Consider the following 21695-nt stretch of genomic DNA (forward strand, 5'->3'; position numbering starts at 1 on the left):
GTGTGGATGCTGAGCCTCGCGTAGCGTGCGAGCCCTTGGAATCGGTCATCTAGTGCCCCCGGAACGCCTCCTCGAGCCACCACGAGGGCTGGTCGGCCACTACCTTGATGTCGATGAGCAGTGGAGTGTCGCGTGGCCCGTCGAGCCAGTCGCGTACCTGGGCGAGGTCGTGCCGCTGGCGGACCGTCACCCCGGTGAAGCCGTAGCCCCGGGCGACGGCGGCGATATCGGTGTCCGGGAAGGTCACCGTGGCGAGGTCGTGCCCGTCCGGGGAGAAGTGATGGACCTCGGCGCCGTACGCGGCGTCGTTGTAGACCACCACCACCATGGGGAGACCCAGCCGCCGTACGGTGTCGAGCTCCGCGGCGCCCATCAACGCGCCGCCATCCCCCAGCGCCGCTACCGGGAACCGGTCCGGTTGGGCCAGAGCCGCACCGATCGCGGTGGCCAGTCCGAGGCCGATGGACTGGAAGGCCTGGGTGAAGCAGAAGCCGCGCTCGTCCGGCACCGCGAGGAACATGCTCGGGTAGCCCATGAAGTTGCCCGAATCGACGGCGACGACCCGGTCGGCGGGGAGCAGGTCGTCCAGCGCGATGGTCACGGCGCGGGGATCGATGCGCCCCTCACCGGACAGGTCCTCGAAGGGCACCTGCCGCCACTGCAGCGACTCCGAGATCCGGGCGCGCACGTCCTCGGTGCGGTAGCCCTCCCGCTCGACGTCCGATGCCTGATGCACGGCCCGTGCCGTGGCGGCCGTGTCCCCGACGACGCCGAACGAGAGCTCCCGGTGAGCCCCTAGTGCCTCCTTCGTGTCGTCGACCTGGACGACTGTCGCACCGGGCGAGATGAGCGCGCCATGGCGCATGGTCCACATGTTGAGCGCGCATCCCCAACCGACGATCAGGTCGGCACCGCGGATCAGTTCTGCGGCCAGCGGTGAGGCGAAGCCGCCGGACACGTCGAGCGACCACTCCTCGCCATGGAACAGGCCCTTGGCCACCGCCGAGGTTGCCAGCAGTGCGCCGTGCGCCTGTGCAAGCGCGCCGAGTGCGTCGCGAGCGGCATCCGACCGCGCACCGCGACCGGCCACGAACACGGGCCGCCGGGCCCCACGCAGTGCCTCGACGAGTCGGGCCACGTCCTTCGCGGACGGCTCGATCGGCGCGGGGGCGTCCGGCAGGCGGGGTGGTGCCACGGCCACGGCTTCCTCCGCCTGGACCTCCAGAGGCAGGTTGAGTACGACGGTGCGCCGCCCGTGCAGCGCGGCGGCCACCGCGTCGACCGCCTCCTGGGCGGCCGTGGCCGCGGACGTGATCCGCATCGGGACGGCGCCGACCGAGCGTGGCAGTGCCTCCTGGTCGACGTAGAAGTTCGACCGCGGCTGGGACACCTCCGCGGCCAGCACCAGCAGCGGCGTGCGGGACTTGGCGGCTTCTGCGATCCCGGTCATCGCGTTCGTCAGGCCGCAGCCCTGGTGCACGGTCAGGGCTGCGGCCGTGTCCGCCGTCCGGGCATAGGCGTCCGCCATCGTGGCTGCACCGCCCTCATGACGACTGGCGACGAAGCGAGCCCCGGCGTCGACCATCGCGCCGGTCACGAGGAAGTTGCCGGAGCCGACGACGCCGAAGACGTGGTCCACCCCCGCTGCGACCAGGGCGCCGCCCACGGCCTGCGAGACCTTCATGGCCGTCGGTCAATGCTCCACGAGGGCCAGCACGCGCACCGGCGAGCCGGATCCACCGACGATCCGCAGGGGTGGGGCCACCACCACCGCGCCCGTCGGCGGCAGCCGGTCGAGGTTCTGCAGCTGCGCCAGACCGTACTTGCCGTTGCCCATCAGGAAGGAGTGGCAGGGGAACGCCGGGTCGAAGGAGTGCGCGGCACCGGCGTCAGTGCCGACGGTCTCGACTCCGATGCCCTGCAGGGCCGACTCCTCGGCCACCCAACGCGCGCACTCCGCCGACATCCCAGGGCTGGTGGGGCCGGTCTCGGTGTTGTTGATCATGTCCGCCTGGGTGACCCGGGCCGACCAGCCGGTGCGGCACAGCAGCCAACCGCCCGCCGGCAGGGCACCGTGTTCGGCCTCGAAGGCCCGGATGTGCTCGACCTCGATCAGGAAGTTGGGGTCATCGGACACCCGGTCTGCGACGTCGAGCACGACTGCTGGAGCCAGGAAGGCTGCCGGCGGCACCGACCCGACGTCGGCCATGTCCTTGCCGGTCACCCAGTGGTTCGGGGCGTCGAAATGGGTGCCGGTGTGTTCGCCGGTGCGGAAGTTGTTCCAGTACCACGCCGGTCCGCGGTCGTCGTACCGGCTGATCTCCTCCAGTTGGAAGCGTGCGGTCTGCCCGAACTCCGGCGGCAGCTCGAGGATCGGTGTCTCCGCGGAGAGAGGTGCCGTGAGGTCGACCACTTCGACTCTTCCGTCCGCGAGGGCATCGACGAGGTCGGACAGCACGGTCATACGGCGCGGCCGCTCAGCACGGACTCGTCGAGCCCGCCGTCCTTGTCCGGGTCCACCGCGCTCATCAGGCTCTCCTTTGCTGGGTACCGATGATGACGACCATCGATGAAGCACGATAGTCCCGCGCGAGCAGGAGTTCAGAAGCCCTGGGCCAGGCGGTAGTAGGCCTGGTTCCACCTCAACTCGCGCTGGAAGTCGCGCAGGGTCGTGGCCTCGTCGATCACCAGGAGCTCGGTCCGCGCGATCTCGGCGAAGTCGCGGAACACCTCGGCCCCGACGGCGGTCGTCATCACGGTGTGGTGCGCGGCGCCGGCGGTGAGCCAGCACGCGGCGCTGGTCGTGAAGTCGGGCTCGGGCTTCCAGACCGCGCGCCCGACGGGGAGCCGCGGCAGCTCCGGAGCCTCGACCACCTCGACCACGTTGGCCACGAGGCGGAACCGGTCGCGCATGTCGCTCATGGCCACCACCAACGCGGGTCCGGCGTCGGCGGTGAAGACGAGCCTGACCGGGTCGTCCCTCCCGCCGATGCCCAACGGGTGGACCTCGAGCCGCGGCCTGGCCGTGGTCAGCGACGGGGCGACCTCCAGCATGTGCGCACCGAGGATCTTCTCCTCGCCCGGGACGAGGTCGTAGGTGTAGTCCTCCATGAGGCTGGCTCCACCGGGAAGACCCGTGCCCATGACGTTGGCGACGCGCACCAACACCGCTGTCTTCCAGTCACCCTCCGCACCGAAGCCGTAGCCCTCGGCCATCAGCCGCTGGACCGCCAGACCGGGCAGCTGCCGCAGCGACCCGAGGTCCTCGAACGTCGTGGTGAACGCGCCGAACCCTCCCTCCTCGAGGAACGTGCGGAGGCCGACCTCGATAGCGGCGCCGTCCCGCAGCGACTGGTGCCGCGCCCCGTCGGGTCGCAGCTCCTCGCTCACGTCGTATTGGTCGACGTACTCCTCGACCAGCGAGTCGACCTCCTCGGAGGAGGCGGCGTCCACGGCCGCGGCGAGGTCGTTGACCCCCCAGGTGTTGACCTCGACGCCGAACCGGAGCTGGGCCTCGGTCTTGTCGCCCTCGGTGACGGCGACGTGGCGCATGTTGTCGCCGAACCTGGCGAGCCTCAGCGATCGCGCGGCCGCCCAGCCCGCGCACGCGCGCTGCCAGTCCTCGACCTGCCGCACGACCGACGGGTTCGACACGTGGCCGACGACGGTCTTGCGGGCCACCCCGAGGCGGGTCTCGATGTAGCCGAACTCTCGGTCACCGTGCGCCGCTTGGTTGAGGTTCATGAAGTCGAAGTCGATCTCGGCCCACGGCAGCTCGACGTTGGCCTGCGTGTGCAGGTGCAGCAGCGGCTTCCGCAGGGCCTCGAGCCCAGCGATCCACATCTTCGCCGGGCTGAAGGTGTGCATCCAGGCGATGACGCCGACGACGTCGTCGCGCGCGTTCGCGTCGAGAGCCAGCCGCCGGATGCTGTCGGAGTCCTTCAGCACCGGCTTCCACACGACCTTCAGCGGGAGGCCGCCCAGACCCGCCGCTACGGCTTGCGACTGGTCCGCGACCTGGCGCAGGGTGTCCTCGCCGTAGAGCGTCTGGCTGCCGGTGACGAACCAGATCTCGCTGCGGTCGAAGGGGCTGGTCAGCGGCGTGCGGGTCATGGCGCGTCCTTCACAGGTGGTCGACCGCCGCGGCCTCGACGGCGAGCCCGGCGCGGTAGGTGTCGAGATAGGTGGCGAAGCCGGCGACGTCGGGGGGCGAGGGATCGAGCGGCGTGAAGGCCGACCGCGCGAAGACCTGGCGGCCCAGATGCTCGTGCAGGGGGCCGTGCCCGTCGGCGGCGTACGACGCCAGGACGGCGACGCCCCAGGCACCGCCCTCGGAGGCATGGTCGCCGACCGCGACGGGTACGTCGAGGGCGGCGGCCAGCAGGCGCTGCGCGACGTGGGCGGTGCGAAACACCCCGCCGTGCGCGACCAGACGGTCGATCGCGACCTTCTCGTCCCCGAGGGCGCGCATACCGATCGCAAGGGTGGCGAAGACCCCATAGACGTGCGCGCGCATGAGGTTGGCCAACGTGAAGCGGCTTCCCGGGCCCCGGACGACCAGCGGCCGGCCCGCCGCGAGCCCCGCAACCGGTTCGCCGGCCAGGTGGTTGTAGGCGAGCACGCCGCCCGCGTCGGGTTCGCCGTCCAGGGCCTCCAGCAGCAGCGTCTCGAAGACGGCGTCGACGTCCATCGGATTCCCCGCGGCCTGCGCGAAGCGCGCGAACTGCCCCACCCAGGCCTCCAGGTCGGCGGCCCCGTTGTTGCAGTGCACCATCGCGACAGGGTCCCCGGCCGGGGTGGTCACGAGGTCGAGCTCCTCGTGAACGTTCTCCAGCTCTCGGTCCAGCACGATCATCGCGAAGACGCTCGTGCCGACGCTGACGTTGCCCGTGCGGGGCGCGACGGCGTTGGTCGCCACCATGCCGGTGCCGGCATCGCCCTCCGGCGGACACAGCAGCGCACCAGGCCGCAGCACGCCGGACGGGTCGAGGAGAGCAGCCCCCTCGGCGGTCAGGGTTCCGGCGTGCTCGCCGGCGAGAAGGACCTCCGGCAGCAGCTCTCGCACCGGCGGCAGCGCGTCCGCGGTCAGCCTGTCGAAGCGGGCGGCCAGCTCCGCGTCGTACTCATGCGTCGCGGCGTCGATGGGGAACATGCCGCTCGCGTCACCCACGCCGAGCACCCGACGTCCGGTCAGCGCGCCGTGCACGTAGCCGGCGAGCGTGGTGATGGAGCGAACGTCGGGCACGTGCGGCTCGTCGTCGAGCACGGCCTGGTAGAGGTGCGCGACCGACCAGCGCAGCGGGATGTTCACGCCGAAGAGCTCGGTCAGGGCGGCAGCCGCGGGACCGGTGCTGGTGTTGCGCCACGTGCGGAACGGCACGAGCAGCTCACCGGACCGGTCGAACGCGAGGTAGCCGTGCATCATCGCTGAGACGCCGATCGCGCGGACTCCCTCGAGGGGCACTCCGTGGCGGCGGTCCAGGTCGGCGGCCAGGTCGGCGTACGCGTCCTGGAGGCCGGACCACACCGAGGTCAGTGAATAGGTCCACCGCCCCTCGAGAAGCTCGTTCTCCCAGGAGTGGCCGCCGGTGGCCAACACTGTGGTCACGTCGTCGGCGGCGACGAGGCAGGCCTTGATGCGGGTGGACCCCAGCTCGATCCCGAGGACGACGTCGCCGGCCCGGACCCCTTCGACGACGCTCCCGAGGGTCACGACGACGCCCTCTGGCCGTAGACGTTCTGGTACCGGTCGAAGAGCCGGTCGACGGCCTCCTGCGGGATCGGCACCAGCTCTCCGAGCTGCCGCGCCAGGTGCACGGTGCGAGCGACGTCCTCGAGCATCACCGCCGCCTTCACCGCCTCGAGCGGCGTGCTCCCGATCGTGAAGGGACCGTGGTTGCGCATGATCACGGCGCGCGACCGGTGCTCGCGCAGGGTCTCCACGATCCCCCGTCCGATCGAGTCGTCGCCGATGACCGCGAAGGGGCCGACCGGGATCGGCCCGCCGAACTCGTCGGCCATCGCGGTGATGACGCACGGGATCTCCTCGCCGCGCGCCGCCCAGGCCACGGCGTAGGTCGAGTGGGTGTGCACGATGCCGCCCACGTCCGAGAGATGCCGGTAGACGTAGGCGTGGGCGGCGGTGTCGCTGGACGGGGTGCGCTCGCTGCCGGCCGTCCCGTCCACGACGCGCCCGTCCAGGTCGCACACGACCATGTTCTCCGGCGCCAGGTCGTCGTAGGAGACCCCCGAGGGCTTGATCACGAACAGGTCGGCGCCCGGGACCCTGCCCGAGACGTTGCCGCCGGTCCACACCACGAGCCCGTAGCGGACCAGCTCCGCGTGCAGCGCGGCGACGTCGGCACGCACGACGGCAACCGCGTCGTCCACACCCGGATCCGGCCCGGTCGTCCCGCCGGTCATGTCGTCGGTCACGGCGCGGTCCCTCCGATGATGTCGGCCAGCCGCGAGCGGGTGCGGGCGTTCGGGAGGGCGAAGGCATCGGCGAGACCGGCGGCCTCCTCCGGCGTGAGTCCGGCGAAGGCGGCGGCGTACTCGTCGACCATCGCCTCGGCGAGCATCACGTGCCGGACGTGGCCGTGGATCCACCGGCGCACTCCCCAGGGGTACGGCTGGAAGCCCGGGAACTCCCGGGCGAAGAGCTGCTCGACCGGCTCCAGGACCTCGCGCACGCCCGCGTCCGTCGACCCCCAGGCGTCGACCCCCAGACGCGCCTTCTTCTCGAGCACTCCCGCGATCCGCCGCATGTACGCCGAGTCCGGATCGGCGTGCACCAGTCCTTGCAGCCCGATGTCCTTGTAGGTCCACAGCGACCAGCTGGCCCCGTGACGGGCGTAGATGTCGAGCTGGTCCTGGAGCAGCCGGTACCTCTGCTCGTCCCGGTCCGGGTCGCCGGTGTAGACCGGGCCGAACTCCCCCACCCAGATCGGCGTGCCGGTCTCGCGCATGTAGGCCGTGCGGGACAGGAACGTCTCCTCGAGGCGGTCCCGGTCGACGTACTCACCTCGGGTCTCCCCGGGGTAGGGACCACCGTCGACGAACCCGGGGAGTGCATAGTCGTGCGCGGTGTACACGCAGTTGGGCAGCGGGTCGCCGAGCTGGTCGAACTGCGTCGAGTACCGGTTGCCGTCCAGGAACAGGACATGGTCCGGGTCGACCGCCCGGATGGCGGCCTCCAGACGCCGGTAGAAAGGCCCGAGGGTCTCGCCGTGCACGTCGCCCGGCTCGTTGACGGGGTTGTAGCCGGCGACCCACTCATGGGCGCGGTAGTGGTCGGCGATCCGCTCCCACAGGGCGACCACCCGGTCCTGGAACTGGCGCTGCTCCCAGAAGTGCGCCCACTGCGTCGGGTTGTCGGAGTGCCAGTGCTGGTTCTGGGCACCCGGCAGGGCGTGGAGGTCGAGGATCGTGTAGATGCCGTGCCGGGCGCACGCGTCGACCACCGCGTCGAGCAGGACGAAGCCCCGGTCGTTGATCTCGAAGGGTCGGGCGTCGTCCTCGAAGTGCCGGTAGTTGAAGGGGATGCGCAGGGAGTTCACCCCGAGCGAGCGCAGAAGGGCGGCGTCCGCATCGGTGAAGAACACCTCCAGGAAGCGGTCGAAGTACGCCGTGGCGCCGGCCGTCCCGAGCACCCGCGTCAGCGCGCGACGCATCTGCGACTCCGAACCGGCGTAGCCGGTGATGAAGTTCTCCATGTTCATCCAGCCGCCCAGCCCGAACCCGCGCAGGACCACCGGCGCGCCGTCGGCGACCAGCCGGGACCCCTCGACCCGCACCAGCGTCATTGCGGGGCCACACGGGTCGCAGTGGCCTCGAGAGTCACCGCTGTCCACGACACCGGCGGCAGGGTCAGTCGGACCACCGAGCCGTCGAGATGGGCGCTCGCGTTGTCCACGACCGTGACCCTCTCCTGGTCATCGCGCACGTTGGCAGCATGGATGTCCTCGTCGTGGAGGCTGCGCGCCTGCGCGATCCGCACCCCCCCGAGGTGTGAGACGTCGACGTCCACGCTGACCTCGTCGGTCAGGCTGCGGTTCACCAGGAAGACCGCCGTGGAGCCTGCCTGCGCGTCGTGGGTCGCAACGGCGTCGACCACCGGCACGTCGCCGTAGCGCTCCGTGCGGTAGGTCGGGCAGTCGAGCTTGAGCTCCAGCGTGGTCCCCCGGGCGAGCGAGGAGACCTGGGCGAAGGGGAAGAAGGTCGTCTGGCGCCAGGCGTCGCCCCCGGGCTCGGTCATGATCGGAGCGATGACGTTCACCAGCTGGGCCAGGCTCGCCGACTTCACGCGATCGGTGTGACGCAGCAGCGAGATGAGCAGGCTGCCGAAGACCACGGCGTCCATGACGGTGTAGGCGTCCTCGAGGATGCGCGGGGCCACCGGCCACGACTCGACATCGGTGATCTTGTCCACCTCGTCGTAGCGGGACTGGTACCACACGTTCCACTCGTCGAAGGCGATGTACATGGTCTTCTCACTGCGCTTGAGCGCCTTCACGTGGTCGGCCGTCGCGACGACCGACTCGATGAAGCGGTCCATGTCCACGGCGGAGGCGAGGAAGCTGCCGAAGTCGCCGTCGAGCGGCTCGTAGTAGGCGTGGCAGGAGATGAAGTCGACGTCGTCGTAGGTCTCCTCCAGCACGACGCGCTCCCACTCGCCGAACGTGGGCATCCCGGCTCCAGAGCTGCCGCACACGACCAGCTCGAGGTCGGGGTCCACCTGCCGCATCGCCCGGGCGGTCTTCGAGGCCAGCTGGGCGTAGCTCTCCGCGGTGCCGTGCCCCAGCTGCCAGGGCCCGTCCATCTCGTTGCCCAGGCACCACATGCGGATGGCGTGCGGCTCGCTGTCGCCGTGCTCGATCCGCAGGTCCGACAGGGCGGTCCCCGAGCGGATGTTGGCGTACTCCAGGACGTCGAGGGCCTCCTGCACGCCGCGCGTGCCCAGGTTGACGGCGTACACCATCTCGCAGCCCACCTTCTTCAGCCAGGTGGCGAACTCGTTGAGGCCGACCTCGTTGGTCTCGGTGGAGTGCCAGGCGAGGTCGAGCCGGCGCGGGCGCTGCTCGCGCGGCCCGACGCCGTCCTCCCAGCGGTAGCCGGAGACGAAGTTGCCGCCGGGATACCGAATGGCGGTGACCCCCAGCTCGCGGACGAGCGCCACCACATCCTTGCGGTAGCCGTCCTCGTCCGCGGTGGGATGGGAAGGCTCGTAGAGGCCGCCGTAGACCCCTCGCCCCAGGTGCTCGACGAAGGAGCCGAAGAGGCGAGGGTGGATGTCCCCCACGACGAAGTGCGGGTCGATGGTCAGATGAGCGCGGATCATGGGTCCTCGGTCGGTAGTGGTGAAGGGGCGGACGAGCGCTCTACTTCAGGCTTCCGATGGACAGGCCGCCCTGCCAGTATCGCTGAAGCGTGAGGAACGCGATGATCAACGGCACGACCGAGACGAGGGAGCCCAGGATGATGATGCTCCAGAGGCTCTGTCCACCCGCGGCGCCGTAGGTCGAGGCCGTCGACTGCCACAGGCCGATGCCGACGGTCACGGGGAAGAGCCGGTTGTCCGAGAGCATCGCCAGCGGCAGGAAGTAGTTGTTCCACGACGCCACGACCGACAACAGCAGCACCGTGACGATCGCCGGGCGCATGAGTGGAAGGGCGATCCGCAGGAACGTCCTCAGCTCCCCGGCGCCGTCCACCCGCGCGGCGTCCAAGAGCTCATCAGGCACCGCGTCGCGGGCGTAGACGTGCATCAGGTAGACGCCGAACGGGTTGAGCAAGGTCGGCAGGATGACCGCCCAGATGGTGTTGGTCAGGCCGATCTTGGCGAACAGGACGAAGGTCGGGATCACCAGAGCGGTGGTCGGCACCATGACGGCGCCGAGCAGGATCGCGAACGCGAGCCGGCGACCCGCAAACCGGTACTTGGCGAACCCGTAGCCGGCCAGCACGGCCAGGACGGTCGCGCCCACGCCACCCACGAAGGCGTAGAGGGCGGAGTTGAGCAGCCACCGGCCGTAGATCCCGCCCCCGTAGGTGAACAGCTGCCGGATGTTCTCCACGTAGTTGATGTCGTCGGAGAACCAGAGCGCGTTCCCGCCTCCGAACAATCCGACGGAGCTCTTGGAGCTGTTGATGATCAGCCACCAGAAGGGAATCAGGAAGTAGACGACGAGGAATCCCAGCAGGATCTGCAGCGGCAGGTATCGCGGCCGGCGGTTCCTCGAGCTCCCCCTCGCGGCGTCGTCGGCGCTCATCGCAGGAAGCTCCCTCGCTTGCGAGTGGCGAACAAGAAGATGTAGACGCAGACGAAGACGACGGCGCCGAGCGAGAAGGAGATGGCCGAGCCGTAGTTGTAGTTCGCCAGGCTGAACGCCTGCTGGTAGGCGTACATGTTCGGGGTGAAGTCCTCCGGAATGGCGCCGGCAGCCAGGCTCTGCAGGATCTTCGGCTCGTTGAAGAACTGCAGCGTCCCGATCAGCGCGAAGACCAGGATCAGCAGCAGCGCGGGGGCGACCAGCGGGATCTTGATGCGCAGGGCTATCTGCCACTGCGACGCCCCGTCGATGCGGGCCGCCTCGTACAACGTCGGATCGATGCCCTGAAGCGCGGCGAACAAGATGATCATGTAGTAGCCGGCCCACTGCCAGGTGACGACGTTGAAGAGGCCCCAGAAGATCAGGTTCGAGCTCAACAGGTCGGGCGCATGCGCGCCGAATGTGGAAAAGATATCCGCGAGAGGGCCGAAGTTCTTGCTGTAGAGAAAGCCCCACATCAAGGCGCCGATAACCGCCGGAATTGCATAGGGCATAAAGATCATCAATCGCGAGAACTTCGCCAACCGATTCACCATGAGGTCCAAGATCAATGCCATCGCCAGCGAGATCGCCATCTGGACGGGGATGAGCACCAGCGAGAACCTGATCACGAACCAGACACCGTCGCGGAACGACGGGTCGTGGAATGCCTTGACGTAGTTGTGGAACCAGACGAACCGGGTGCCGCCGATGAGCGCCTTCTGGAACAGGCTCAGGTACGCCGCATAGCCCAGCGGCAGAATCAGCATGGTCAGGAAGACGAGCCCGAACGGCGCGACGAAGAGCCAGCCGGCGATGTTCTGGCGACGGGCCGGGGAGGACCGACGCGGGGGACGTACCTTCTCAGCGGTGCCGGGGGGCCGGGTGGACGAGACGGTCATGGTGTCTCCACATCTGACATGGACGACGGCTGGCCGATCCGTGACTCCCGGACCGGCCAGCCGTGGGGGTCGTTTCGCTACTCGACGGTGAACCCTTGCTCCTTGGCGTAGCCCTCGACATCCTTCTGCAGCGCGTCGGCCGCCTGGTCACCGCTCGCCTTGCCGTCGTTGATGGCGGCGATCTGCTTGGTGAAGGCCGTGTAGAAGTACTGGCCGATCGGGGTGTAGGTCATGCCCTGGTAGCCGTTGGCCGCCGGGACGTAGACCTCCTTGTTGGCCTGCTGCCCGCTGAAGAACGGGACCTCGTAGTCGACGAACGCCTGGTCCTGCAGCACCTTGAGGTTGAGCGGGAAGATGATCTGGTTCTGCCAGCCGTCCTTGAGGGATGCGTCGTCGGCGTAGACGCCGAAGGCCACCTCGGCAGCGAGCTTCGGGTCGTCGGCCTGCTTGGTGACCGAGAACGCCGATCCGCCCCAGTTGACCTGGACGGGGTTGCCCGGGTCCCACTGCGGCATCGGAGCTGTCGCCCACACGCCCTTGTCCGCTCCCTCGCCGACGCCGGCGCCCTGGAGGTAGCCGGGAGCCCAGGCGGCCGAGAGGTAGGTCGCGTAGTCACCGCCGATGACCCCGGAGATGTATTCGGGGGTGAACTGGTCCTGCTTGCCGACCAGACCCTTGGAGGTCAGCCCCTGCCAGTAGTCGAGCACCTGCTTGACCTGGTCGCTGTTGAGGTCGATGCCGATCGTGCCGCCGTCGGAGGCCGAGTAGTCGAACGGCTGGGCGCCGTTCTGGTACAGCAGAGCAGTCACGTAGGCCGGCTGGTTGGCGGGGAAGTCGCCGAACAGGGGACCGCCGGCGTCCTTGACCTTCTGCGCGGCCTGCTCGTACTCCTGCCACGTCGTGGGCGGCGTGATCTGGTACTTGTCGAAGATGTCCTTGCGGTAGATCATCCCCATCGGCCCCCCGTCGACCGGGGCGCCGTAGACGCCGTCGCCCACCGAGACGTCCTTCCAGGCGCCGTCGCTGAAGTTGGCCTTGACGTCCTCGTAGCCCAGGTCCTTCAGGTCGACCAGCGCGTCTTGCACCTGGAAGGTCGGGATCCGGTCGGCCTCCAGCATCACGACGTCCGGGGCTCCCGACCCGGCGCTGACGGCCGTCTGGAACTTGTCGTACTCGTCGCCGCCGGCTCCGGCGTTGGTCCAGCAGACCTGGACGTCGTCGTGCTGGGAGTTGAAGTTGTCGACGACCTTCTCCATGTTCGGGTACCACGCCCACATCGTGACGACCGGGGCGTCCTTGTTCTGGATCTTGTTGGTGCAGTTGGCGGCCTTGCCACCGCCCCCGGCGCCGCTGGCGGAGTCGTTCCCGTCGCCTCCGCATCCCGCGAGCGTGGCCACGAGCGCGACGCACGTCGAGGCAGCAGCAGCAATGACTGATCTCGTCTTCACTGGACTTTCCCTTCGGAGGCTGGAGATCTTCAACGATGCAAGCAGACCGCTGCGACTGACCTGGACAACCTGTGCGGCCAACCAGAGCCTGACCGATCGGGACTGCAACTCCGAGCTACTTTCAACGTTGTAGAAGCAACTGTCAAGGACCGGAATCCAAAAGTTTCCGGGTTGTTGTCGTAGATTCGGGGCGATACCTCGCGCAGGGCTCCCTCACGGCCCGGGCAGGACGCGTTCCGGGCGTCGCCGCAGCCGCTAGGATCCACAGTCGCGGACACGAACAACAGGAAAAGGACGGAGCCTCCATGAGCGCGACCATGCAAGACGTCGCACTGATTGCGGGCGTCTCGGTCAAGACCGTGTCCAACGTGATCAACGACTACCCGCACGTGCGCCCGGCCACTCGCAACCGCGTGCTCGCGGCGATCGCCGAGCTGGGCTACCGCCCGAACCTCACGGCCCGGGGCCTGCGCTCGGGCAAGACCGGCATCATCGGGCTGGCCGTGCCGGAGCTCCGGGAGAACTACTTCGCCGAGCTGGCCGACTCCGTCATCCGGGCGGCCGAGAAGCAGGGGCTCGGCGTGCTCGTCGAGCAGACCAACGGCGATCGCGACACCGAGCTGCTGGTCATCTCCGGCGCCCGCATGCACTTCACCGACGGGATCCTCTTCAGTCCCGTCGGCATGGGCCAGGCCGATGCCTCCCTGTTGGAGGTTCCCTTCCCCCTCGTGCTGTTGGGCGAGCGCATCTTCAACGGCCCCACCGACCACGTGACCATGCACAACGTCTCCTCGGCGGTGGCCACGGTGGAGCACCTGCTCTCCATCGGGCGCCGGCGCATCGCTCTGGTCGGCGCCGAGGGCGACGACGACTCCGACGCCAGCTCCTGGAGCCTGCGGACGCGCGGCTACCGCCGGGCGCTGGAGCGGGCCGGGATCCCCGTCGACGAACGTCTCATCCGCCACACCTCGCACTGGAACCGTGCCGGAGGCGCGGCGGCGATCCACGAGATGGTCGCCGAAGGTCACGCGTTCGACGCGGTGTTCGCGCTCAACGACGCACTGGCCCTCGGCGTACTCCGCGCTCTTCAGGAGACCGGCCGCCGGGTGCCCGAGGACGTAGCCGTAGTGGGCTTCGACAACGTCGACGAGAGCCAGTACGCCGTCCCCTCGCTCACCACGGTCGACCCCGGGCGCGAGGAGATCGCCGCGACCGCCGTCGAGCTGCTGGTGCAGCGCATCAACGAGAAGGGTGTGAAGGCGCCGCCGCGTACCGTGAAGGCCGCCTTCTCCATCGTCGCGCGCGAGTCGACGGGCAACGCTCCAGTCAGCGAACAGGTCGCGGGACCCGTGCCGACAGCGGCCGCGGCGTCGGTCGCGAACTCGGTGACCCCCGAGGTCGAGCTGTCCTCCTGAGCCCGTGCGGCACGCAATTGCAGCCGGAACCGACTCGGTCCACGCAGTGACGTGCCGCCGGCGGGGATGCGTCCGCCGGCGGCACGTGCTCAGGGACAGCTGATCACTGCAGCCAGAAGGCCAGGTTCGACCTGATCCTCTCGGCGTTGGCGAGCAGACCCGCGGCCTGCTCGTCGGTCAGGTTGCCGGAGCCGTTGAAGCTCTGCACCTGGGCGATGTAGCCGTCGAGGACCTCAACAGCCTCGTCGTTGGCGCCCTTGGTGACCAGCTTCTCCGCCTGGCTGAGCTTCACGGTGAGGGCGTTCTTGTTACCGCCGTTGAGGCTTGTGGCCGCCACGGAGCTTGTCAGAGCCTGGAACTTGTCGGCCATGAAGGCCTCCGGGTGCCAGAGGTAGTCACGCGCGAAGGTCGTGAACATCTGGTTCCAGGTGTTGAAGTCGTGCGCTCCGGCCACCACGACGTTCTCGGTGAACGTCGTCTGGTCGAGGTTGTTCACCGTGGTGGCGTTGGGCAGACCGAAGTCCCATCGCCCGCCGCCGAACAGCATGTAGGGCTTGTCGACGTTCGGGGTCGTCGCCCGCACCGAGGCCCCGCCGCTCCACGGTCCGTAGTACCCGAACTCGGTGGCGTCGAAGTTGATGATGCCCTGCGTGATCGACGAGCCCAACGAGAGACCGGCGAAGGCACGGTCGATCGCGCGCGTCGAGACGTTGTAGTTGCTCTCGACGAACGGGATCACGACGTTGCGCAGGTTGGGGTACCCCTGCGCCGCGCTGCCCAGGTAGTTGCTGTTGGGCGTGATGACGACTGCCGGCTCGGTGAGGCCGTCTTGGATCAGGTTGTCCATGATGACCGGGACGTCACCCATGTTCAGCCAGTCCGACTGGTCCTGGCCGCCACCGTGCTGCATGTAGATCGTCTTGTACGGCCTCGCGCGGTCGGGGTCGTAGCCCGGAGGCAGGTAGACGCCCATCGTCCGCGTGGTGGTGCCGACCTGGAAGGGCACGTAGCTCCAGGTGCCGTGAGGGATGTCCGCGCGGGGGTTCTCGATGACCCGGGCACCGAGCGGGGCGTAGTCCTGCTTCGCGGCGTCGTAGGGCACGTTGACCTTGTTGAATGCGCGCCGGGCAGTGCCGGTGAGCCCGTCCGGAGCGTAGATGGGCGGGTTGGCCGGGTCGGTCACCCACAGGTTGGTGTTGTTGTTGACGTAGAACCAGTACTGGTTCGCCCCGGCGGCCAGCGGCACGTCGGTCACCCAGTAGCCGTCGGCGACCTCGGTCATCTCGACGTCGTAGGCCCCGCCTCCGCGCATGAGCCCGGGCTTGTACTGCTGCGGCTGGTAGACCGTCGGGTCACTCGGGTCGGCCCAGTTGCGGAGCAGGATGTCCGCGACGAACCGTACGCTGGTGGCGTCCGGGTTGTAGTACACGAAGTGACCGGTGTAGCCGGTCGGCGAGTTCGGGTCCGCGACCACTGTCGGGCCCGGAGTCAGGTCGACGTCGGCGGCCTGCGCCGACACCGTCGACAGGCTGACGCCCATCGCGGCGGTCAGCGCCAGCACCGCGGCCAGGGCCGGGAACCGCCGCAGGCGACGACCCGCCCGCTGCCTTCTCACTTCCAACACTCTCATCACTCCTCCTCCGAGAACGAGCTGGAGCCGGGGGGTGGCTCGCGAGCGTCAGGCTAACCCTGATTTACTACGTCGTAAAGACATTCTTACGACGTAGTAAATGATTTTGTGAATGATGCGATTCGCCGCAAATAAGCATGAGGCTCAGGGCCGTCGCCGCGACCACGAGCGCGGCACCAGCGCCCGGAGGGACCGGACCCGGAGAGCTCATCACCATGCTCCTCAGATCGAGCGAGTCCTGGGGTGGTGGCCCGCTTGGCGACAACGAACCGAGATCTACTACGTGGCAAAGATCCGGTTCACAACGATGTAACGTTTGTCCGGTGCATCGACCTGACACGTATGGCGGAGATATCACGCCGTCAGACCCGGGCCAGGGGCTCTTCGGCGTCCTGAGCGACGGTCGGCCGGTCCAGCGGCTGGTCATCGGCGGGGATCCTCGTCCCGAGGTGCACCTACTGACGCTCGGGGCGACGCTGCACCGGCTCGAGGTCACCGCCGGCGATGGGCGGCGGTACGACGTCGTGCTCGGCCACCCCGACCTGCCGACGTACCTCGCCTCTCCCTACTACCTGGGCGCGGTCATCGGCCGCTACGCCAACCGGATCCGGGCAGGCCGGTTCGTGATGGGCGGGCAGGAGGTCAGGGTGCCCGTCAACGATCGAGGTCATGCGCTCCACGGCGGTCCGGACGGCTTCGACCGCCGGCTGTGGGAGGTGCGGGAGCATCAGCTCGACCGGGCCGTCCTCCGGCTGGTCAGCCCCGACGGCGACATGGGCTTCCCCGGAAGGGTCGAGGCCACCGCGACCTACGAGGTCACCGACAGCACGGTCCGGCTCACGCTCGCCGCGTCGACCGATGCCCCGACGGTCGTCAACCTGACGAGTCACGCCTACGTCAACCTCGACGGTGGCGGGACGATCGACGGCCACCGCCTGTGGGTGCCGGCCGACCGGTGGACCCCGGTCGACGACGCGGCGATCCCGACGGGCACGCACGAGCCGGTGGACGGCACGCCGTTCGACCTCCGCGAGCCCGCCCTGCTGTCCGAGCGGCTCGCCGAGCTGCCGGGCGGCTACGACCACAACCTTGTGGTCGCGGGCGTGGGGCGGCGGCCGGTGGCCGCCCTGGAGTCGTCGCGCACGGGCCTGCGCCTCGAGCTCCTCGCCGACCAGCCGGGACTGCAGCTGTTCACCAGCGGCACGTTCGACGGCAGCCGACCGGGCGTCGACGGCACGCCGTTGCCGCGCTACGCCGGCGTCGCGTTGGAGCCGCAGCTCTTCCCGGACTCCCCCAACCACCCCGACTGGCCCTCGGCGCTCCTCGCTGCAGGCGACACGTACCGGTCGGTCATCGAGTGGTCCTTCTCGCCGCTTCCCCCTCGGCCGCCGGCCGCCAGGTAGGCGGCCTCGAGGACGTCGCGCTCCTGACACGACGTCCCGCCGAGATGTAGGGCAGGAGGGCCTTGCGGAGCTTGATGGCGTTCTCGTCGGTGAGGTCGATCTCCATCTCGCGACCGTCGAGCCCGAACCTCACCGTCTGCGTGGCTTCACCGCCGTCGATGTCGTCGGTCATGATGATCTTCACGCGCTTGGCCATGGACGTGATTGTCCCGCCCTCGAGCCGCATCGTCGTGCAACTCGGCGGATTTGGGACGCTGCCCCGGGTCCGCGCTGCGACCAGTCCCGCCGCCGAGCCGCCGCGTCCGTAGCCGTCTTGATGCAGGGGACCGAGTGCTGAAAGCCCTCTGGCGCGTTGAAGCCGGCCCCGGCAGATCCCCTGGTCCGCGGTCACGTCCCATGACTACGGGATCTCTCCCGCATCACGACGAGGCGCTCATCGCCTGATGGTCTAGAGATCGGTCGCTTGCGCGTCGTCTGTGGCGTCGCCGACGGCGCGCAGGGAGTTCCAGGCGGCCCTGATGTGGCTGCGCATCACCGACTCCGCCCAGTCGGGGTCGCGGGCCTCGAGTGCGGCCACGAGCTCGTGGTGGTGGGCGAGGCTGCGCCGCAGGTCGGTCTCGCTGTAGTGCGAGAACGTCTGCCACACCAGGGGGACCTCGACGACGGTGGCCACGACGCTGCCGAGGCGCCGGTTCTTCGACCCCTCGAGGATCAGTCGGTGGAAGCGGTTGTTCAGCTCGGTGATCCGGTCGACGTCGGCCTCGGAGGCTCCCGCGGCGGCGTCCATGTCGTGGGCCAGCCGGTCCAGCATGTCGAGGTCCACGCAGGCCGCGGTGGCGGCCAGTCGGGAGGCCCACGGCTCGAGCACGGAGCGGAGACTGAAGATCTCGTCGAGGTCCGCGGTGGTCCAGGCGGCCACCTGCACCCCGCGGTTGCGCTCGTAGTGCACGAGCCCCTCGGCGGTGAGCCGCCTCAGTGCCTCGCGCACCGGCGTCCGGCTGACGCCGATCGAGTCGGCGAGGTCGCCCTCGCGCAGCCAGTCGCCGCCGGCCCGGGCTCCGGAGAGGATCTGCGCGCGGATCAGGCGGTAGGCGTGGTCTGACGCATGGCCGGGGTCGGGCTCGGTCGGGACCGCTGTCTCGCTCATGGTGTGCGGAACCTAGCAGTGGCCAAAGTTGTATGCAATATCTGAACAAGCCATTGACGGTTCCCTGGGGTTGACTCTAGATTCCACAGGCGTGAGTGTTGTGCGGCTCACATCGAAGCGTCAGGTTGTATGCAACACGACGATGGGATCCCATGGAGACTCAGCTGCCTCTGGACGACCTGCGGGTCGTCGAGCTCGGTCAGCTTCTTGCCGGACCGTTCTGCGGGCAGCTCCTCGGCGACTTCGGTGCCGACGTGATCAAGGTGGAGGACCCCGCGCGGGGGGACCCGATGCGGCAGTGGGGTCGAGAGAAGCCCTATGGCAAGTCGCTGTGGTGGCCGGTCGTGGCCCGCAACAAGCGCTCGGTGACCGCTGACCTCCGGACCGCCGAGGGCCAGGACCTGGTGCGCCGACTCATCGCCCGTGCCGACGTGCTGGTCGAGAACTTCCGGCCGGGCACCCTCGAGCGGTGGGGCCTTGCCCCGGAGCAGCTGTGGGAGGTCAATCCGGGGCTGGTCGTCACCCGGGTCACCGGCTTCGGCCAGACCGGCCCGTACGCCGCCCGCGCGGGCTACGGCTCGATCGGCGAGGCGATGGGTGGCATCCGCTACGTCACCGGCGAGCCGGATCGGCCGCCAGCGCGGGCAGGGGTCTCTCTCGGTGACTCCCTCGCGGCCACGTTCGCCGCGCTCGGGACCCTGGTGGCCCTGCACCAACGTGGACGCACGGGCCGCGGGCAGGTGGTCGACTCGGCGATCTACGAAGCGGTGCTGGCCATGATGGAGTCGCTGCTGCCCGAGTGGCAGATCGCCGGCTACCAGCGCGAGCGCACCGGCACGACGCTGCCCAACGTGTCCCCGAGCAACGCCTACCCGACGGCGGACGGCGAGATGGTGCTGATCGCCGCCAACCAGGACACCGTCTTCCGTCGCCTCGCCGAGGTTATGGAACGCCCGGAGCTCGCGACCGACGAGCGCTACGCGACGCACAGCGCCCGTGGCCAGCACATGGAGGAGCTCGACACCACGATCGCCGAGTGGAGCTCGACCCTGGGGGCCGATGATCTGCTGGAGGCGCTCCACGACAATGGTGTGCCGGCCGGGCGGATCTTCCGGGCGAAGGACATGTTCGCCGACCCCCAGTTCGCGGCACGCGAGGCGATCGTCCGGCTCGCTCACCCCGACCTCGGGGAGTTCGCCATGCACAACGTGGCGCCGAAGCTGTCTGAGACCCCCGGCCGCATCCGCCATGTCGGACCCGAGCTCGGTGAGCACAACGAAGAGATCTATCGCGGCCTGCTGGGACTCGACGACGACGCGATGTCGTCGCTGCGCTCAGCCGGCGTCATCTGAGGAGGAAGCATGGCTTACCGGTTGGGCGTAGACGTCGGCGGCACCTTCACCGACATCCTGCTCATGGATGAGGGGTCCGGCGCCACCTTCCGCGCCAAGACCGCCTCCACACCCGAGGACCAGTCCGTCGGGGTGCTGCGGGGCATCGAGCGTGCCTGCGAGACGGCGGGCGTCACCGTCGGCGACATCGGCGAGGTCTTCCACGGCACCACGGTCGCGACCAACGCGATCCTGGAGGGCAAGGGGGCGCGCGTCGGCCTGGTCACCACCGACGGTTTCCGGCAGGTCCTGCAGATCGCCCGCTCCTTCGTGCCCGGCGGGCTCGCGGGCTGGATCATCTGGCCCAAGCCCGAGCCGCTGGCCGCCCTCGAGGACACCGTCGAGGTCCGGGGTCGGATCGCCTCCGACGGGTCCGTGGTCACCCCGCTCGACGAGGACGATGCACGTGCCAGGCTGCGGCAGCTGTCGCAGCAGGGCATCGAGGCGCTGAGCATCAGCCTCATCAACGCCTACGCCAATCCCGACCACGAACGTCGGGTCGGGGAGATCGCCCGCGAGGAGCTCCCCGACATCCCGCTCTCGCTCTCCTCTTCGGTGCTCCCCGAGCTGCGTGAGTACGAGCGCACCATCACCACGGTCGCCAACGCCGCCGTGCAGCCGCACGTGGCCAGCTACGTGGCGAACCTCGAGGAGAAGCTGACCTCTGCCGGCATCCACGGTCGGTTGTGCATCCTCCGCAGCGACGGCGGCCTCGTGTCCGCGGGCGTGGCGGCCGCGAACCCGGTCAGCATGCTGATGTCCGGCCCGGCCGGCGGCGTCACCGGCGCCACCTGGGCCGCCGAGCAGGCAGGATTCGAGGACTTCCTCACCTTCGACATGGGAGGCACCTCGACCGATGTCGCCCTCGTGCAGGGGCTCACCCCGCGGATCGGCCGGGAGACCACCGTCGGTGACCTGAAGGTCCGCGCCACCTCGGTCGACGTGCGCACCGTCGGGGCCGGCGGCGGCTCCATCGCCCACGTCCCCCCGCTCACGCAGGCCCTGCGCGTCGGGCCGCAGTCCGCGGGCGCCGTACCCGGACCGGCGTCGTACTCCGCCGGGGGCACCGAGCCGACGGTCACCGACGCCAATGTCGTCCTCGGCTACCTCCCGACGCAGCTCGCCGGCGGGGAGATCACCCTCGACCGCGAGGCGGCTCACGCCGCGGTGAAGTCGATCGCCGACGCCACCGGCCTCGAGTCGGTGGAGGCCGCGGCCGCGGGCATCATCGACATCGTCAACGAGAACATGCTCGGCGCGCTGCGCCTGGTCTCGGTGCAGCAGGGATTCGACCCGCGTGACTTCGCTCTCGTCGCGTTCGGCGGCGCGGGCCCCCTGCACGCCAACGCCCTCGGCAGGCTCACCGGCGCCTGGCCGGTGATCATCCCGCCGTCGCCCGGCGTGCTCAACGCCTACGGCGACGCCACCACCGTGATGCGCGACGAGGCGGTCCGCACGCTCGTACGCCGGTTCAGCGATCTCGACGACGGCTCGCTGTCCGGGATCCTCACCGAGCTGGCCGACGAGGCGAAGGCGACCCTCACCCGCGAGGGCGTCCCCCAGGATCAGCAGCGCGTGGCCTACTCGGCCGACCTGCGCTACCACGGCCAGGGCTTCGAGATCCCGGTGACGATCGACATCGACGCCTTCGACGGCAGCGGCGGTGGCATCGAGAGCCTGCGCACGGCCTTCGACGCCCAGCACGACCAGCTGTTCTCGTTCGTCCTCGACGCCGAGCACGAAGTCGTGACGGTCCGGGCCACGGCCAACGGGCCCCGCCCGGACCTGACCCCGACCGAGCTCGAGCAGGGCAGCGAGGACCCGGCCGACGCGTTCCGGACCACCCACCCGATCTGGGTAGAGGGCGGCGAGGTCGAGGCCAACGTCTACGACCGCGGACGACTCCGGGCCGGCAACATCGTCCGCGGCCCCGCCATCGTCACCGAGATGGACTCGACCACGCTGATCCTCCCCGGGCACGCCGCCACGGTGCACCCGGGCGGCAGCCTCCTCATCCGCCCCCTCGACCAGAACACGGAGCACTGAGCC

17 protein-coding genes are annotated in these 21695 nt (G+C 69.3%); 4 read left to right on the plus strand and 13 right to left on the minus strand.

All coding sequences use genetic code 11. The features are described from left to right. Positions 1–49 precede the first annotated feature (49 nt). The 10 genes from VFV89_RS08990 to VFV89_RS09035 all read right to left on the minus strand — a co-directional run bounded on the left by VFV89_RS08990 (position 50) and on the right by VFV89_RS09035 (position 12660). A complete protein-coding gene (locus VFV89_RS08990) occupies positions 50–1684 on the minus strand; it encodes a thiamine pyrophosphate-binding protein (RefSeq protein ID WP_329705590.1) in 1635 nt (544 codons plus the stop codon). 9 nt (positions 1685–1693) lie between these two features. Next, positions 1694–2464 (minus strand): cyclase family protein, encoded by a 771-nt coding sequence (locus VFV89_RS08995; RefSeq protein ID WP_329705591.1) that lies wholly within the window; start codon positions 2462–2464, stop codon positions 1694–1696. A gap of 137 nt (positions 2465–2601) precedes the next feature. Next, the gene (araA, locus tag VFV89_RS09000; protein ID WP_329705592.1) at positions 2602–4113 is read right to left on the minus strand and encodes an L-arabinose isomerase; all 1512 of its coding nucleotides are present in this window, start codon (positions 4111–4113) and stop codon (positions 2602–2604) included. A gap of 10 nt (positions 4114–4123) precedes the next feature. Next, positions 4124–5713: a xylulokinase gene (locus VFV89_RS09005; protein WP_329705593.1), complete on the minus strand. Its 1590-nt coding sequence runs from the start codon at positions 5711–5713 to the stop codon at positions 4124–4126. Beyond that, complete coding sequence (locus VFV89_RS09010; RefSeq protein ID WP_329705614.1) at positions 5710–6423, minus strand: L-ribulose-5-phosphate 4-epimerase; 714 nt, start codon at positions 6421–6423, stop codon at positions 5710–5712. The genes VFV89_RS09005 and VFV89_RS09010 overlap by 4 nt, the downstream gene beginning before the upstream one ends. Positions 6424–6431: 8 nt before the next feature. Next, entirely contained in the window at positions 6432–7805 is a 1374-nt protein-coding gene (locus VFV89_RS09015; RefSeq protein WP_329705594.1) for a glycoside hydrolase family 5 protein, read from the minus strand. Continuing rightward, positions 7802–9340, minus strand: coding sequence for an alpha-N-arabinofuranosidase (locus tag VFV89_RS09020; RefSeq protein WP_329705595.1), 1539 nt, complete (start codon positions 9338–9340; stop codon positions 7802–7804). The genes VFV89_RS09015 and VFV89_RS09020 overlap by 4 nt, the downstream gene beginning before the upstream one ends. A 40-nt stretch (positions 9341–9380) precedes the next feature. Then, the gene (locus VFV89_RS09025; RefSeq protein WP_329705596.1) at positions 9381–10271 is read right to left on the minus strand and encodes a carbohydrate ABC transporter permease; all 891 of its coding nucleotides are present in this window, start codon (positions 10269–10271) and stop codon (positions 9381–9383) included. After that, positions 10268–11212: a sugar ABC transporter permease gene (locus tag VFV89_RS09030; RefSeq protein WP_329705597.1), complete on the minus strand. Its 945-nt coding sequence runs from the start codon at positions 11210–11212 to the stop codon at positions 10268–10270. The genes VFV89_RS09025 and VFV89_RS09030 overlap by 4 nt, the downstream gene beginning before the upstream one ends. A gap of 77 nt (positions 11213–11289) precedes the next feature. Beyond that, on the minus strand, positions 11290–12660 hold the full coding sequence (locus tag VFV89_RS09035; protein WP_329705598.1) for an ABC transporter substrate-binding protein: 1371 nt from the start codon (positions 12658–12660) through the stop codon (positions 11290–11292). Positions 12661–12965: 305 nt separating this feature from the next. Here VFV89_RS09035 and VFV89_RS09040 point away from each other — a divergent pair, with 305 nt between their 5' ends. Beyond that, positions 12966–14075 carry a LacI family DNA-binding transcriptional regulator gene (locus tag VFV89_RS09040; RefSeq protein ID WP_329705599.1) on the plus strand — a complete coding sequence of 370 codons (1110 nt, stop codon included), beginning with the start codon at positions 12966–12968 and terminating at the stop codon, positions 14073–14075. A gap of 103 nt (positions 14076–14178) precedes the next feature. Here the strand turns inward: VFV89_RS09040 and VFV89_RS09045 are convergent, their stop codons facing one another. Beyond that, the gene (locus tag VFV89_RS09045) at positions 14179–15690 is read right to left on the minus strand and encodes an alpha/beta hydrolase (RefSeq protein WP_329705600.1); all 1512 of its coding nucleotides are present in this window, start codon (positions 15688–15690) and stop codon (positions 14179–14181) included. Positions 15691–16028: 338 nt separating this feature from the next. On the opposite strand from VFV89_RS09045, the gene VFV89_RS09050 reads away from it, so the two are divergent. Beyond that, entirely contained in the window at positions 16029–17108 is a 1080-nt protein-coding gene (locus VFV89_RS09050) for an aldose epimerase family protein (protein WP_329705601.1), read from the plus strand. Here the strand turns inward: VFV89_RS09050 and VFV89_RS09055 are convergent. Both VFV89_RS09055 and VFV89_RS09060 read right to left on the minus strand, forming a co-directional pair. Beyond that, a complete protein-coding gene (locus VFV89_RS09055) occupies positions 17056–17304 on the minus strand; it encodes an Lsr2 family protein (protein ID WP_329705602.1) in 249 nt (82 codons plus the stop codon). The two genes, VFV89_RS09050 and VFV89_RS09055, sit on opposite strands and share 53 nt — an antisense overlap. Before the next feature lie 252 nt (positions 17305–17556). Then, on the minus strand, positions 17557–18255 hold the full coding sequence (locus tag VFV89_RS09060) for a GntR family transcriptional regulator (RefSeq protein WP_329705603.1): 699 nt from the start codon (positions 18253–18255) through the stop codon (positions 17557–17559). A 152-nt stretch (positions 18256–18407) separates the two neighbouring features. Between VFV89_RS09060 and VFV89_RS09065 the strand changes: the two genes are divergently transcribed. Next, the gene (locus VFV89_RS09065; RefSeq protein WP_329705604.1) at positions 18408–19607 is read left to right on the plus strand and encodes a CoA transferase; all 1200 of its coding nucleotides are present in this window, start codon (positions 18408–18410) and stop codon (positions 19605–19607) included. Positions 19608–19616: 9 nt separating this feature from the next. Continuing rightward, positions 19617–21692, plus strand: a complete 2076-nt coding sequence (locus VFV89_RS09070) for a hydantoinase/oxoprolinase family protein (protein WP_329705605.1) — start codon at positions 19617–19619, stop codon at positions 21690–21692. Positions 21693–21695 lie beyond the last annotated feature (3 nt).

The sequence above is a fragment of the Nocardioides sp. genome, assembly GCF_036274455.1.
In the GTDB taxonomy this organism is placed as follows: Bacteria; Actinomycetota; Actinomycetes; order Propionibacteriales; family Nocardioidaceae; genus Nocardioides.